The 12,868-nt window shown below is 67.5% G+C and carries 16 protein-coding genes; 4 read left to right on the forward strand and 12 right to left on the reverse strand.

Annotated elements, in window-relative coordinates; translation table 11 throughout:
• Positions 1 to 62: 62 nt before the first annotated feature.
• Both AC069I_RS06875 and mctP read left to right on the forward strand, forming a co-directional pair.
• The gene (locus AC069I_RS06875; protein WP_340687210.1) at positions 63 to 341 is read left to right on the forward strand and encodes a DUF3311 domain-containing protein; all 279 of its coding nucleotides are present in this window, start codon (positions 63 to 65) and stop codon (positions 339 to 341) included.
• On the forward strand, positions 338 to 1,981 hold the full coding sequence (gene mctP, locus AC069I_RS06880) for a monocarboxylate uptake permease MctP (RefSeq protein ID WP_478264976.1): 1,644 nt from the start codon (positions 338 to 340) through the stop codon (positions 1,979 to 1,981). The genes AC069I_RS06875 and mctP overlap by 4 nt, the downstream gene beginning before the upstream one ends.
• Position 1,982: 1 nt before the next feature.
• On the opposite strand, the gene AC069I_RS06885 is transcribed toward mctP, so the two are convergent.
• The 9 genes from AC069I_RS06885 to AC069I_RS06925 form a co-directional block, all read right to left on the reverse strand.
• Positions 1,983 to 2,603 carry a hypothetical protein gene (locus AC069I_RS06885; protein ID WP_478264977.1) on the reverse strand — a complete coding sequence of 207 codons (621 nt, stop codon included), beginning with the start codon at positions 2,601 to 2,603 and terminating at the stop codon, positions 1,983 to 1,985.
• Between the two features lie 252 nt (positions 2,604 to 2,855).
• Entirely contained in the window at positions 2,856 to 4,073 is a 1,218-nt protein-coding gene (locus AC069I_RS06890) for an RNA polymerase sigma factor (RefSeq protein WP_478264978.1), read from the reverse strand.
• On the reverse strand, positions 4,070 to 4,450 hold the full coding sequence (locus AC069I_RS06895; RefSeq protein WP_478264979.1) for a YciI family protein: 381 nt from the start codon (positions 4,448 to 4,450) through the stop codon (positions 4,070 to 4,072). The genes AC069I_RS06890 and AC069I_RS06895 overlap by 4 nt, the downstream gene beginning before the upstream one ends.
• A complete protein-coding gene (locus AC069I_RS06900) occupies positions 4,450 to 4,806 on the reverse strand; it encodes a YciI family protein (protein WP_478224016.1) in 357 nt (118 codons plus the stop codon). Before AC069I_RS06900 ends, AC069I_RS06895 begins: the two co-directional genes overlap by 1 nt.
• A gap of 57 nt (positions 4,807 to 4,863) precedes the next feature.
• Positions 4,864 to 5,139: a hypothetical protein gene (locus AC069I_RS06905; RefSeq protein WP_478264980.1), complete on the reverse strand. Its 276-nt coding sequence runs from the start codon at positions 5,137 to 5,139 to the stop codon at positions 4,864 to 4,866.
• A 1-nt stretch (position 5,140) separates the two neighbouring features.
• The gene (locus AC069I_RS06910) at positions 5,141 to 6,064 is read right to left on the reverse strand and encodes a bifunctional helix-turn-helix transcriptional regulator/GNAT family N-acetyltransferase (RefSeq protein WP_478264981.1); all 924 of its coding nucleotides are present in this window, start codon (positions 6,062 to 6,064) and stop codon (positions 5,141 to 5,143) included.
• 234 nt (positions 6,065 to 6,298) lie between these two features.
• Positions 6,299 to 6,460 (reverse strand): hypothetical protein, encoded by a 162-nt coding sequence (locus AC069I_RS06915; RefSeq protein ID WP_172843476.1) that lies wholly within the window; start codon positions 6,458 to 6,460, stop codon positions 6,299 to 6,301.
• Between the two features lie 275 nt (positions 6,461 to 6,735).
• The gene (locus AC069I_RS06920) at positions 6,736 to 7,926 is read right to left on the reverse strand and encodes an ATP-binding protein (protein ID WP_007032375.1); all 1,191 of its coding nucleotides are present in this window, start codon (positions 7,924 to 7,926) and stop codon (positions 6,736 to 6,738) included.
• 112 nt (positions 7,927 to 8,038) lie between these two features.
• On the reverse strand, positions 8,039 to 8,806 hold the full coding sequence (locus AC069I_RS06925; RefSeq protein WP_478264982.1) for a MerR family transcriptional regulator: 768 nt from the start codon (positions 8,804 to 8,806) through the stop codon (positions 8,039 to 8,041).
• A 65-nt stretch (positions 8,807 to 8,871) separates the two neighbouring features.
• Here AC069I_RS06925 and AC069I_RS06930 point away from each other — a divergent pair, with 65 nt between their 5' ends.
• Both AC069I_RS06930 and AC069I_RS06935 read left to right on the forward strand, forming a co-directional pair.
• Entirely contained in the window at positions 8,872 to 9,903 is a 1,032-nt protein-coding gene (locus AC069I_RS06930; RefSeq protein ID WP_478264983.1) for a glycerophosphodiester phosphodiesterase family protein, read from the forward strand.
• 129 nt (positions 9,904 to 10,032) lie between these two features.
• Positions 10,033 to 10,539 (forward strand): DoxX family membrane protein, encoded by a 507-nt coding sequence (locus AC069I_RS06935; RefSeq protein WP_465430966.1) that lies wholly within the window; start codon positions 10,033 to 10,035, stop codon positions 10,537 to 10,539.
• A gap of 59 nt (positions 10,540 to 10,598) precedes the next feature.
• On the opposite strand, the gene AC069I_RS06940 is transcribed toward AC069I_RS06935, so the two are convergent.
• The 3 genes from AC069I_RS06940 to AC069I_RS06950 form a co-directional block, all read right to left on the reverse strand.
• Positions 10,599 to 10,970: a YciI family protein gene (locus AC069I_RS06940; RefSeq protein WP_478224021.1), complete on the reverse strand. Its 372-nt coding sequence runs from the start codon at positions 10,968 to 10,970 to the stop codon at positions 10,599 to 10,601.
• A gap of 98 nt (positions 10,971 to 11,068) precedes the next feature.
• Positions 11,069 to 11,872, reverse strand: coding sequence for an ABC transporter permease (locus AC069I_RS06945; protein WP_037307367.1), 804 nt, complete (start codon positions 11,870 to 11,872; stop codon positions 11,069 to 11,071).
• A complete protein-coding gene (locus AC069I_RS06950; RefSeq protein WP_478230992.1) occupies positions 11,869 to 12,843 on the reverse strand; it encodes an ATP-binding cassette domain-containing protein in 975 nt (324 codons plus the stop codon). The genes AC069I_RS06945 and AC069I_RS06950 overlap by 4 nt, the downstream gene beginning before the upstream one ends.
• Between the last annotated feature and the right edge of the window lie 25 nt (positions 12,844 to 12,868).

The raw sequence follows: 12,868 nt of genomic DNA on the forward strand, positions 1-12,868 counted from the left end.
GGGGGAGAGGTTCTAGGGTCATCGGGACCATCCGGGGGTACGGGAACGTTAGGTGAGGTCCGATGGCGTCAGGTAAGGCAGACGGGAAGGTGAGGGGCTTTCAGTTCAGCCCCTGGAACCTCCTGTTGATCATCCCGTTGCTGGTGCTGATCACGTCCTTGTTCAATTCGGACGGTCCCCGGCTGTTCGGGATGCCGTTCTTCTACTGGTTCCAATTCGTGTTCGTGGTGGTCGGTGTCGTGTGCACCTGGATCGTCTACGTGATGACCAAGGACAAGCCGACCAGTGAGCGTCCCGATCGGCTGTCCGTGGACGAGCTCGACGAGGGGGACGTCAAGTGACCAACATCCAATGGCCAGAGCTGATCATCTTCACGATCCTCTTCGCGGTGGTCACCGTGCTCGGCTTCGTCGCGTCGCGCTGGAAGGCCGGCAACACCCTCGACCACCTGGACGAATGGGGTCTCGGCGGCCGCAAATTCGGCTCGTGGATCACCTGGTTCCTGCTCGGCGGTGACCTCTACACGGCGTACACGTTCGTCGCCGTCCCCGCGCTGATGTTCAGCGCCGGCGCGATGGGCCTGTTCGCGCTGCCGTACACGATCATCGTCTACCCGATCGTGTTGATGCCGGCGCTGCGCATGTGGTCGGTCTCGCGCGTCCGCGGCTACGTCACGCCAGCAGACTTCGTCCGCGGCCGGTTCGGTTCGCCGACGCTGGCGCTGCTGATCGCGATCACCGGCATCATCGCGACGATGCCGTACATCGCGCTGCAGCTCGTCGGGCTCGAAGCGGTGCTGCGGACCATGGGCATCAACGGCTCCGGCATCGTCGGTCACCTGCCGCTGCTGGTCGCCTTCATCATCCTGGCGGTCTACACCTACCAGTCGGGTCTTCGCGCGCCCGCGCTGATCGCGTTCGTCAAGGACATCCTGATCTACCTCGTGATCATCGTGGCGATCATCTACCTGCCCTCGAAGCTCGGCGGCTGGTCGGCGATCTTCGACGCGGCCGACGCGAAGTTCGACAAGACGCCGTCGCAGGCGGACGGCATCCTGCTCAACGCCAACAACCAGTTGCAGTACGCCACGCTGGCGCTCGGTTCGGCGCTCGCGCTGTTCCTGTACCCGCACTCGCTCACCAGCGTGCTCGCCTCGCGCGGCCGCAGCGTGATCAAGCGGAACATGGTCGCGCTCCCGGCGTACTCGCTGGTCCTGGGCCTGCTGGCGCTGCTCGGCTACGTCGCGATCAGCGCGTCGGTCTCGCCGATCACCAACAACGCGACCGGCAAGCCCGACACGAACACCGTCGTCCCGGTGCTGTTCGACACGCAGTTCTCGTCGTGGTTCGCCGGGATCGCGTTCGCCGCGATCGGCATCGGCGCGCTGGTGCCCGCGGCGATCATGTCGATCGCGGCGGCCAACCTGTGGACCCGCAACATCTACAAGGAGTACATCAAGAAGAACGCGACGCCGGGCGAGGAAGCGAAGCAGGCCAAGCTCGCTTCGCTGATCGTGAAGTTCGGCGCGGTGGCGTTCATCCTGTTCATCGACCCGCAGTTCTCGATCGACCTGCAGCTCATCGGCGGTGTGCTGATCCTGCAGACGCTGCCCGCGGTCGCGATCTCGCTCTACACGCGGTGGTTCCACCGCTGGGGCCTGATCGCCGGCTGGGTCGTCGGCATCGGCTGGGGCCTGATCATGCTCTACAACATCCCCAACCCGGCGACCGGTAAGGCGCACTTCGGTGGCTCGGCGCTGAAGCTCGGCGATCTGTCGATCTTCGGCTGGCACCCGTTCAGCGGTTCGCCGGTGCAGATCTACGTCGGTTTCGTGGCGTTGATCGCGAACCTGCTGATCGCGGTGATCTTCACGGTGATCGCGCGGCGGCTGAAGGTCTTCAACGGCACGGACGACACCGAGGCCGAGGACTACCACGCCGACGAGCACGACAAGGATCTCCGCGAAATCGGCGTCCACTGAGTCAGCTGTGAGAAGGGGCCGCGTCCTGCCGGGGCGCGGCCTTTTTCATGGCCGCGGTCGAGGCCAGGTAGAGGACGAGGCCGTTCAGCAGGTGCCACAGGAAGTGCGTTCCGGCGGGGAAGTTCCCGCAGACCGTGTGGTCGGCCGTGCGGAACGAAAGGGACACCCCGAAGACACCGGCGGCTACGGCGAATCTGCGCCGGTCTTCACCCCGGAGGACGACCGCGAAGACCACGAGCCCGATCAACGCCGAGAGGTACAGCCCGCCGCTCAGCGACGCGACGACGGCGGTGAAGGCGAGGAACACGGGGATACCGAGCCAGGACAGCCCGCGGCGGACGCCGAAGAACACGTGCGGGAACACGGCGGCGTAGTGCAGGACGAACACCAGGATGAAGCCGGTGTCCGCGGCAGCGGACCAGCGGGTGGCGAGCAGGTGGAAGGCCGTGCTGCCGAGGAACACCAGTCCGATGAGGACGCCGAACACGCGGCCTTTCGGTTGCCGCCAGACGGCGATCGCCGCGATCAGGAACGCGAGATTGCTGAGGCTGTTGAGCGGCTCGCCCCAGAGGCCGGGGGCGAGGCGTTCGCAGTAGCCGTCGACGTACGCCGTCCAGTTCACTCCTCCAGAAAACCCTGCCCGCGTGAACTGCGGATGTCTTCGACGTCGCTGCCTCCGCTTTCGCAACACGTCCACCGCTGCCCGCGCCCCCTGCACCGAGTTGTCCACACCCACCCCGCCGTTGTGGACAACTCGCCCCCGAATCCCTCCGGACCCCGCCCCGCGACACCCCCTCCCGATACGCTGGTGCGGGGCGCGCCCCCCTGGGAGTGGTGGGGGTTGGGGTACGCGCGGAGCAAGAAAAGGCGCTGGTCAGAGAGCTGTCGCGCAGGCCGTCAGGCGTCGGGTGAGGAAGCGGCGTTGCGGTTCCGAGCAGGGCAGCGCGAGCGCTCGCCGGTAGTGCTCCGCGGCTCGCGCCGGGTCGCCGGCCCGCAGCCACAGGGCGCCGAGGACGGCGGGCAGCAGGGTGTAGTCCGGCAGGTCGGCCTCGATGGCTTCGAGTTCGGCGATCCCGGCGACGGCGCCATCCACCATCGAAAGCGCGATCGCGCGGTTCAGCCGGGCCACCGGTGACGGCCGCAGCGCCAGCAGATCGTCGTACAGGCCGACGATCCGGCGCCAGTCCGGCGGCGAAGCCGTGCTGTGGCACAGCGCGATCGCCGCCTCGACGTGGTACGCCGACATCTCCGGCCCGGTGCACGCCCGCTCGAAGAGCCGCGTCCCCTCGGCGATCATGGCGTGGTCCCAGCGGTCCCGGTCCTGCTCGTCGAGCAGCAGCAGGTCACCCTCCCGGTCGACGCGCGCGGGCAGCCTGCTTCCCTGCAACAGCATCAGCGCGACCAGCGCCCGCACCCTCGGCAGATCCGTCTTCGGCTCGGCCAGCAGCAGCCGCCCCAGCCGGATCGCCTCCCCGCACAGCTCGCCGCGCACCGCGACCTCGCCGGTCGTCGCGTCGTAACCTTCGTTGAAGAGCAGGTAGAGCACGGCCAGCACACTGTCCACTCTGGACTCAAGCGCGTCCGGCCCCGGCAGGGAGAGCGGCTTCCCCGACTCCCGCAACCACTTCTTCGCCCGCACGAGCCGCTGCGCCACCGTCGCCGGTTTCGTCAGCAGGGCCGCCGCGATCTCGTTCACGCCGAGCCCGCCGACGGTCTTCAACGTCAGCGCCACCTGCGAGACCGTCGGCAGCGCGGGATGGCAGCACAGCAGCATCAACACGAGTTCGTCATCCGCCCGACGGCCGGTTGCGTGACCGTCGAGCTCCACGAGCCGGGGCAGCAGGGCGCGCAACGTCTGCTCGCGCCGGACGACGTCCATCGCCCGGTTCCGTGCGGCGCGGAACAACCAGCCCTGCGGGTTGTCCGGCACCCCGCACTGCGGCCAGGTGCGCAGCGCCTGTTCCAGCGCATCGGCGACGGCCTCCTCGGCCAGGTCCAGCCGTTCGGGGCCGAGCGCCCTGGCCAGCGTGGCGACGATCCGCCCGGCACTGTGCCGGAACAGATGCTCCACCACGCCGGCCGGGCGGCTCATGAAAGCCCGAAGCGGCTCAGGTGTTCTTCACGTGGAGTGTCGAGCTCGAGCGCGATCTCGCTGACCAAGAACATCCCGGCACCGTCCACCGCGATCGGATGCGTCTCGAACAGCTTCGCCGCTTCGTCGAGATCAGCGGCTTCGACCACGAGATAGCCGGCGACGATCTCACTCGCTTCGGTGAACGGTCCGTCGGTGATCGTCCCGCCGCGCACCACCCGCGATTCCGGGGCCGGCCCGGCGGCCGCGACCAGCTTGCCGGACGATCGCAACTCCTCCTGCCAGGCGAAGTACCGCTCGATACCGTTCTCGGCCGGGCCTTCACCGGCGGGCTCGGAATTCTGCGGGAAGGTCATCAGACCCACGAACTTCGGCATCAGTCCTCGCAACCGCGTTCGCCGACCTTGCGCACCTCGATCGGCCCGAACGCCAGATGCGGATGCGTCGCGAAGATCTTCTCCGCCTGATCGAGGTCCGCGGCCTCGATCACCTGATAGCCGCCGACGATCTCGGTGGCTTCGGTGTGCGGCCCGTCGGTCGCGCCGACCTCGCCGCCCGAAGCGCGCAGCACCCGGCCGCTCCTCGACAGCCCGCCGCCACCGACGAAGCGGCCCTCCTTGGTGCGTTCGTCCGCCCAGGCCAGATAGCTCTCGAGCACGCGTTGCGCCTCATCGGGGCCGAGGTGGTCGTGCGAGTCCGTCGTGGAACGGATGAATCCGATGTAGTGGGGCATGGTGTCCTCCCTGGGAATCGATGGTCCCTAGACGAACGAGCCCGCGGCAAATCGACATCAGTACCGGAACAGCCGGTCGTGCAGTTCCCGCTGCCGCGCGAACCAGGCGCCCAGCCTGGTCCGGCGCCGCCTGCGTTTCACCACCTGCCGGACTTCGCGTACACAGGGTTCGTGGGCCGCGAAGGCCTTCCCGGTCAGGAGGACGGCGTAGTGGCCATCCGGGCAGCGACCGGAAACGGAGATCATGCCCGGTGCCAGGTCGTCGACAAAATCGATCGAACTGACCCCGACCACGGACCGGCGATCGCAGGTGGGGAAGCAGACGACGAACACCTCACAGCTCCAGCCGCCATGTCTGCCCGGTCAACTCGTAACCGAAGCCCGTGATCGTCTCTTCGCTCACCAGCTGGAAGCCGGCCTTCCGATAGATCGCCCGTGCCGCGTCCAGCAGCGAGACCGTCCAGAGCTCCATCGCCGTGTAGCCGGATGCCCTCGCGAACTCGACGCATTCGGCGACCAGGCGTTTCCCTACGCCCCGTCCCCGCGCGGCCGGTTCCAGGAGCAGCATCCGCAGTTTCGCGGTGGTGCCGTCTTCGGCGGGCATGCAGAAGATGCTGCCGACGCGCTCGCCGTCGAGTTCGGCGATCCAGCCCGCTTGGCGCGGGTCCCCGCGCCGGTCGACGTACTCGGCGACGACACGGGCGACGAGTGCTTCGAAGCGTTCGTCCCAGCCGTACTCGCGGGAGTAGAGGGCACCGTGGCGATGAACGACCCAGCCGAAGTCGCCCGGACGGGGCGGGCGCAGGACCAGCGCGGGACTCGAGGCGCGCTCGCCGACCAGCGAGGTGATCGTGTCCATGGCGCCGAGCAGCCGCTCCTGCTCGTCTTCACCGAACTTGCCGAGCAGCGAGCCGATCCTGCCCACCGACCGTTGGTCGAGGACGGCGAAGGCCTTGCGACCGTCCTCGGTCAGCCGGACGATCTGACGGCGGGCGTCCTCGTCACTGCGTTCGCGGGTGAGGAGACCGCGCCCTTCGAGTCTCGCGAGCAGCCTGCTCGCGTATCCGGCGTCGAGGTCGAGACGTTTGCGCAGGTCGGTGACCTGGGTCGAATCCTGCTGCGCGAGTTCGAAGATGACCCTGGCTTCGCTCAGGGAGTACTCGGCGTCGGCCGGTCCTTCGTCGAGGACGCCGATCACGCCGGTGTATAGGCGGTTGAAGGCCCGGACGGTCGCCACCCGGTCCGCGGATCGATTCATTTGACCACCTCAACAGATTCGTTGACTGGGTCAAGTGTTACTCCGCGAAGCGGTGAAGGCAAGAAATCTTTCGGGGGTGGACATATGGAAACCCCGTGATGCTGCCAGGTCGGGGGTCCGCCAGCATCACGGGGTCGTAGTGGGTATCGACGCCGCGTTCCGAGGCGTTACACCTCACGCACTATGTGTCGTAGGTCACTCGAATGGGCGACACCTACAACGGTTGTTGTCGGGTCAGCGCATGTGCGTGTGACGCGCCTGGGAGATAGCGATGAGCTCCTGACGAACGGTCGCGGTGGCCGCGGTGTCGATCGCCCGGTTCAGGGCCCGGCGAGTACGAGCCTCGGCGCGACGGGCACGGAGCTTGGCGGCGATGTTGTTCATCGGTTTTGTCATCCCCTTGGGAGTAGATCTTGCGTCTTCGTGGCTGTGCTTCTAGTATGCACCCTTTTTCACAAGGATGCCAACGATTATCCGGTGACTTGGCACACCTGCCGATGAATCATCGGCAACAGGAGCGTAAAACCGGAGAGATTTGATGGCGCCGGTCACTTCTTGGTAACGCCGCAGTTATCTAGCTTTTTTCCTATACGGCTGAAGAAGGTGCGATGAAGTGGCGGTAGGAGTCTCTACCGCTTTCTAGCGCTGAGACAATAAAGCTGGAGAGAGGCTTAGTCCCGGCCGAGTAGGTAGTGGCCGAAGTGCGGCACGGTGAAGGCGATGTGCCCGCGTTCGGCGGAGTACACCAGGCCCTTCTTCATCAGGCTGTCCCGCGCCGGAGACAGTGACGAAGGCTTCCGTCCCAGGTAGACGGCCACATCGGCGGTACCGGCGGACTCGTCCCGGCCCTGGGTCAGCTCGGCCATCGCGAGCAGGTACTCGCGCTCGGCCGGCGTCGCGCGCTCGTAGCGGGAGCCGAAGAAGCCGACCGCGAGCTCCGATTCGGCCTCCGGCGCCGCGACCTGGACGTCCTTCACGGTGATGGGATCCGCCGGCGCGGCATCCCAGGCGGCCTTGCCGTAGGCCTGGATGAAGTACGGATATCCGCCCGACGCGTCGAACAAGGCGTCCAGCGCCTCCGGCTCGATGCCCGCGTCCTCGCGTTCGATGGGTGCCATCACCGCGAGGTCGGCGTCTTCGCGCTCCAGCCTGTCGATGCGCGCGTAACGGAAGAGGCGTTCCGAGTACGACTTCGACGCCGAAAGGACGGCGGGCACGTGCGGCAGCCCCGCGCCGACCACGACCAGCGGCGCCCCGGACTGCGAGAGTTCGTGGCAGGCCGCGCAGAGCGCGGAAACATCCTCCGGCAGCAGGTCCTGGATCTCGTCGATCAGCAGCGCGACCCCGGTGCCGACGTCGGCAGCCAGCTCCGCGACTTCGGTGAACAGCTCGACCAGGTCGATCTCGATGTCGCCCGAATCTGCGCGGCCCTGCGCGGCGGGCACGTCGATACCCGGTTGCCAGCGGTCACGGAGCTTCGCGTCCGGTTTGTTGGCGCGCAGCGCGAACGCCTTGAGCACGCCGAGCACCTGCTCGACCCGGTCCGGCGCGCGATGGCGCACGGCGAGGTCGCGGATCGCGCGGTGCAGCGCGGCCGACAGTGGCCGCCGGAGTTCGGTGTCCGGGCGGGCCTCGATCTTGCCCGCGCCCCAGCCGTGCTTGATGGCCCGCGAGCGCAGCTCGCCCAGCAGCACGGTCTTCCCCACGCCACGCAGGCCGGTCAGCATCAGGCTGCGTTCGGGTCTTCCCCGCGCGACCCGTTCGAGCACGACCTCGAAGGCCTGGAGCTCGCGGACGCGACCTGCCAGCTCGGGCGGCCGTTGACCGGCGCCCGGGGCGAAGGGGTTGCGGATGGGATCCACTCTCACACGCTATCGGCGTTTCTAGCGTGGACCCGATATTCCGCCATAGAGGGATAGGCGTGTCGCGACGGGTTACTCCGAGTGGACGGGTCTGCAGCCCCGTCCCTCGTTCTTAGTCGCGCAGGTTGCGCTCGGCGTAGACCGCCATCGCGTCACGGATGTACTCCGCGGTGCCCTCGCCGTGCTTCTCGTCGTACTGCCCGTAGCGCGGGTCGTCGACGTATAGCTGCCCGAGTCCGGCGAAGTAGCCCTTCGACACGGCTCGCACGGCCGGCCGAAGCCACTCGTACAGGCGCTGCGTGATCGCCTGGGCCTCGTCACCGTCGGCGGGCAGCCCCTTGGCGCGGGCCTCACCGAAAGCGGCGGCGATGTCCTTCTGTTCCTGCTGGTGCGCCTTCTTGTCCTCGGCGCTCAGCGACTTCCACCACCGGTCGCCCTGCTTGTAGGCGTCGGCGCCCCAGCGTTCGGTGACCTCCTTTTCGTACTTCGTGTGGTCGAAGCCGTCGAACACTTCCGTTGCCATCAGTTGTTCACCTCTTTCTGTCTTCCTCAAGGTCGTCCTGACCGATTCGATCTGCCGTCCGAGCCGCTGTCGCTCCTGCTCCAGCCACTTCAGGTGCGAGCGCAGCGCCGCCGTTGTGTCCTGCTCCCCTTCGAGGACTTCGCCGATCGCGGGCAGGCTCAGCCCGAGTTCGCGAAGCAGCAGGATCCGTTGCAGCCGCACCAGCGCGTCCTGGTCGTAGTAGCGGTATCCGTTGCTCCCCACCCGGCTCGGTTCGAGCAGCCCGATGTCGCCGTAGTGGCGCAGCGTGCGGCTCGTGGTCCCGGCCGAGCGGGCGATGTCCTGGATCGACCACTCCTTCTCGTTCGGCATGTCCATGAAGGTAGAGGTTGACGTTGCGTCAAAGTCAATCGAAGTTCACCCGACCGTGGCATGGTTCACGAATGAAGACATTCGCGCTGGTCATCGCCACTGCGCTGACCTTGACGACGGCCGGGATCGCCGACGCGCATCCGCGTCGCGCCTTCGACATCCAGGCTCACCGCGGCGGGCTCGGCCTCACGGTCGAGAGCACGCTCGCGTCCTTCGGCAAGGCTATGGAGCTGGGGGTGACCACCCTCGAACTCGACATCCAGATCACCAAGGACGGCCGCGAGGTGATCACCCACGACCGCAAGACGACACCCGCGAAGTGCCGCGACACCGCGCCCGCGACCCCCGGCGACCCGGCGTACCCGTACGTCGGCAAATACGTGAAGGATCTGACGTTCGCGCAGGTCCGCACGCTGGACTGCGGTTCGCTCCGGCAGCCCGCCCATCCCGGCCAGACGCTCTCCCCCGGCGCCAAGATGCCGACGCTCTCCGAGCTGTTCCAGCTGGCAAGGGACCACCGCGCCTGGGGCATCAAGTTCAACATCGAGACCAAGGTCGAGGCCGCCGCACCGCACGAGACGGCGCCGCGTGAGCAGTTCGTCCAGCGGGCGGTGCGCGAGATCGTGCGCGGCGGGTTCGCGCACAACGTCTCGATCCAGAGCTTCGACTGGGGCGCGTTGATGCGGTTCCGCGAGGTCGCGCCCTGGCTCCCGACGGTCGCGCTGACCCAGCCCGAGTTCCTGCAGGCCGGTCAGCCGGGCAAGTCGCCGTGGCTCGGCGGGATCGACATCGACGACTTCGGCGGCAGCCCCGTCCGCGCGGCGAAGTCGTTCGGCGCGAGCGCGCTCTCGCCGGTGCACGGCAACCCGCAGGGTGGCAAGGTCGGCGACCCCGACTACCGGCCGTTCACGACGAAGGCGCTGGTCAGTGAGGCGCATCGAGCGGGGATCAAGGTCGTGCCCTGGACGATCAACGATCCGGCCACCATGCACAAACTGATCGACGACGGCGTCGACGGCATCATCACCGACTACCCGGACCGGCTGCGGGAGGTCGCGGCCGACCGCGGGTTCAAGCTGCCCAAGGCGTATCGAGCCCGCTAGCGGAATCTAGCCCCGTCTAGCGCCAGAGAAATATTTTGCGATACACCGTTAGCGCGGTTCGGCGACGCGGCGGGCGGGAAGACTGGGGTTAGGTTTGTTTCCCGGGTCCGGATCAGAAAGGTTACGACCGTGATTCTCCGTCGCGTCGCACGTCCGCTCCTCGCCGCGATCTTCATCTCCGGCGGGATCGGCGCGCTGAGGGACACCGAGGGGCACGCCAAAGCCGCGGAGCCGTTCCTCACCGAGTCCTTCGACAAACTGGAGGGCGTGGTGCCGGAGTCGGTGCCGCGCGACCCCGCCACCCTCGTCCGGATCGACGCCGCGGTGAAGGTCGGTGCGGGGGTCGCGCTCGCCGCGGGCAAGGCACCGCGCCTGGCCTCGTTGCTGCTGCTCGGCAGCCTTGTCCCGACGACGCTGGCCGCGCACCGGTTCTGGGAGATCAAGGAACCGGCCGAGCGTCAGCAGCAGCAGATCCAGTTCATCAAGAACGCCGGCCTCGCCGGTGGCCTGCTGCTGGCCGCCGCCGACACCGCCGGCAAGCCGTCGCTCGGCTGGCGTGCCCGCCGCGCCGCGTCGAAGACGGAGAAGCGCGCCGAGAAGCTGGCGAAGAAGGCCGAGAAGGCCATCACGAAGTGACGACCCGCGTTTAGTCCTCTGGATGCGTAAAGGCGCATCCAGAGGACTAAACGCGTGGGTCATGAGGTGAAGGCGGCGATGTCCTCTTCCTCGACGACCGTCCGCACCTCGACTTCGATCTCGTCGAACAACGCGGCGTAGGACTCGGCGAACGAGACGGCCTCGGCCAGGTCCTTGGCGTTGATCAGCGCGAACCCGCCGATGACCTCCTTGGCCTCGGTGAACGGGCCGTCGGTCGCGGTGATCTTGCCGCCACGCACCTTGCGGACCTTCGCGCCCTTCTCCGACGGGTGCACGCCCTCCGCCGTGATCAGGATGCCCTTCTCGAACGAGTCCTGGATGAAGGCGCCCATCCGGTCGATGAACTCCTTGCTGGGGTTCCAGGCCTCCGGGGCGCTCTCGTCCAACCGGTGCATCATCAGAAACCGCATCGTTGCTCCTCATTGTCTTGGCGGGCTGTTTCTACCCCGCCTTCACCAGCGCGTCGAGCGGCTCGACGGCGGTTCGACATTTCTGAGCAGAAGTTTTCCTAGCGGCTCGCGACCTTCTTGTACTGGGCCGTCGCGAGCGGTGCGAAGATCGCGATGATGGCGACGCAGCACAGGATCGCGTACAGCGAAGCGTGCTCGGCAGGCCAGCCCGTCGGTGCCGCGCCGAAGCGGTTCCCGAACAGGTCACGCGCCGAGTTGATCACCGCGGTGAACGGGTTCCAGTCGGCGATCGCCTTCAGCACGCCCGGCAGCTTGTCCGCCGGGACGAACGCCGTGGAGATGAAGCTCAGCGGGAACATCCACATCAGCCCGGCGCTCTGCGCCACCTCGACGCTGCGCGCGACGAGCCCGATCCACGCGCCGACCCAGGACAGCGCCCAGGCGAACATCAGCATCACCAGGTAGCCGAGCACCGCGTCGAGGAAGCTGCCGCGGATCCGCCAGCCGACGAGCAGCCCGCACAGCGACATGACGACCAACGCGACTACGCTGATCACCAGGTCGGACGTCGTCCGGCCGAAGATCACCGCGAGGCGGGAGATCGGCAGCGAACGGAACCTGTCGATGATGCCCTTCTGCAGGTCGTTCGCGAAGCCGATCACCGTGAACGCCGAGTTGAACGCGACCGTCTGCGCGAAGATGCCCGCGATCAGGAACTCGCGATACGCGAGCCCGCCCGCTTCCCCGCCGATCGCGTCGCCGAAGACGTACGCGAACAGCAGCACGAACATGATCGGCTGCAGGGTGGCCGCCATCAGCCAGTCCGGGTTGCGCTGGACGTTCTTCAGGTTCCGCCAGGTGATCACGCCACCGTCGGAAAAGGCCTTCGCGACCGCGCTCACTGGTTCCCCACCCCCTCTTCCGTCTTCTCCCCCTCGTCCGTGGCGTGTCCTGTGAGCGAAAGGAAGACGTCGTCGAGCGTCGGCCGGTGCAGCGCGACGTCCTGGACCGCGACGCCGTGACCGTCCAGCCGCCGCAGCGCCTCGATCAACGCCTTCGGCCCGCCCTCGACCAGGACGTCGACCTTACGGGTGTGTTCGTCGACCGACGGCGTGCCCGAGCCGACCTCGGCCAGCACCTGGGTGGTCATGGCGAGGTCGCTCGCGTTCGCCACGACGAGCTCCAGCCGCTCGCCGCCGATCTCCTGCTTGAGTTCGTCGGCCGTGCCGCGCGCGATGACCTTCCCCTTGTCGATCACCACGATCGAGTCGGCGAGCTGATCGGCCTCCTCCAGGTACTGCGTGGTCAGCAGCACCGTGGTGCCGTCGGCGACGAGCTCCTTGATGACCTCCCAGGTGTCGATCCGGCCGCGCGGGTCGAGCCCGGTGGTCGGTTCGTCGAGGATCACCACGGTCGGCTCGGCGACCAGCGCCCCCGCGAGGTCGAGCCGTCGCCGCATACCGCCGGAGTACGTCTTGGCGGGGCGGTCCGCCGCGTCCTCCAGCCGGAACCGGGCGAGCAGCTCACGCGCCCGGGACTTCGCCGCGGCCTTCTTGTTCCCGTACAGCCTGCCGACCATGTACAGGTTCTCGAACCCCGTGAGGTTCTCGTCCACGGCGGCGTACTGCCCGGACAACCCGATCGACCGCCGGACTGCGTCGGGGTGGGCCAGCACGTCGTGCCCGGCCACCTCCGCCTCGCCCGAATCCGGGCGAAGCAGCGTGGTCAGGATGCGGACCGTCGTCGTCTTGCCGGCACCGTTCGGCCCGAGCAGGCCCAGCACCTCGCCCTTCGGGATCGACAGATCGACCCCGTCGAGCGCCCGTGTTGACCCGTAGGTTTTGACCAGCGCTTTCGCCTGAACCGCGAACATGCGGTCAACCTAGACCCCGGCACCG

The sequence above is a fragment of the Amycolatopsis sp. NPDC043885 genome (genome assembly GCF_056435685.1).

Coding starts and splice junctions, on each gene's coding strand:
- AC069I_RS06910 (WP_478264981.1), bottom strand. CDS start 6,064: ATGAATCGATCCGCGGACCGGGTGGCGACCGTCCGGGCCTTCAACCGC.
- AC069I_RS06900 (WP_478224016.1), bottom strand. CDS start 4,806: ATGCCCCACTACATCGGATTCATCCGTTCCACGACGGACTCGCACGAC.
- AC069I_RS06875 (WP_340687210.1), top strand. CDS start 63: ATGGCGTCAGGTAAGGCAGACGGGAAGGTGAGGGGCTTTCAGTTCAGC.
- AC069I_RS06895 (WP_478264979.1), bottom strand. CDS start 4,450: ATGCCGAAGTTCGTGGGTCTGATGACCTTCCCGCAGAATTCCGAGCCC.
- AC069I_RS06950 (WP_478230992.1), bottom strand. CDS start 12,843: ATGTTCGCGGTTCAGGCGAAAGCGCTGGTCAAAACCTACGGGTCAACA.
- AC069I_RS06925 (WP_478264982.1), bottom strand. CDS start 8,806: ATGGACATGCCGAACGAGAAGGAGTGGTCGATCCAGGACATCGCCCGC.
- AC069I_RS06890 (WP_478264978.1), bottom strand. CDS start 4,073: ATGAGCCGCCCGGCCGGCGTGGTGGAGCATCTGTTCCGGCACAGTGCC.
- AC069I_RS06930 (WP_478264983.1), top strand. CDS start 8,872: ATGAAGACATTCGCGCTGGTCATCGCCACTGCGCTGACCTTGACGACG.
- AC069I_RS06940 (WP_478224021.1), bottom strand. CDS start 10,970: ATGCGGTTTCTGATGATGCACCGGTTGGACGAGAGCGCCCCGGAGGCC.
- AC069I_RS06915 (WP_172843476.1), bottom strand. CDS start 6,460: ATGACAAAACCGATGAACAACATCGCCGCCAAGCTCCGTGCCCGTCGC.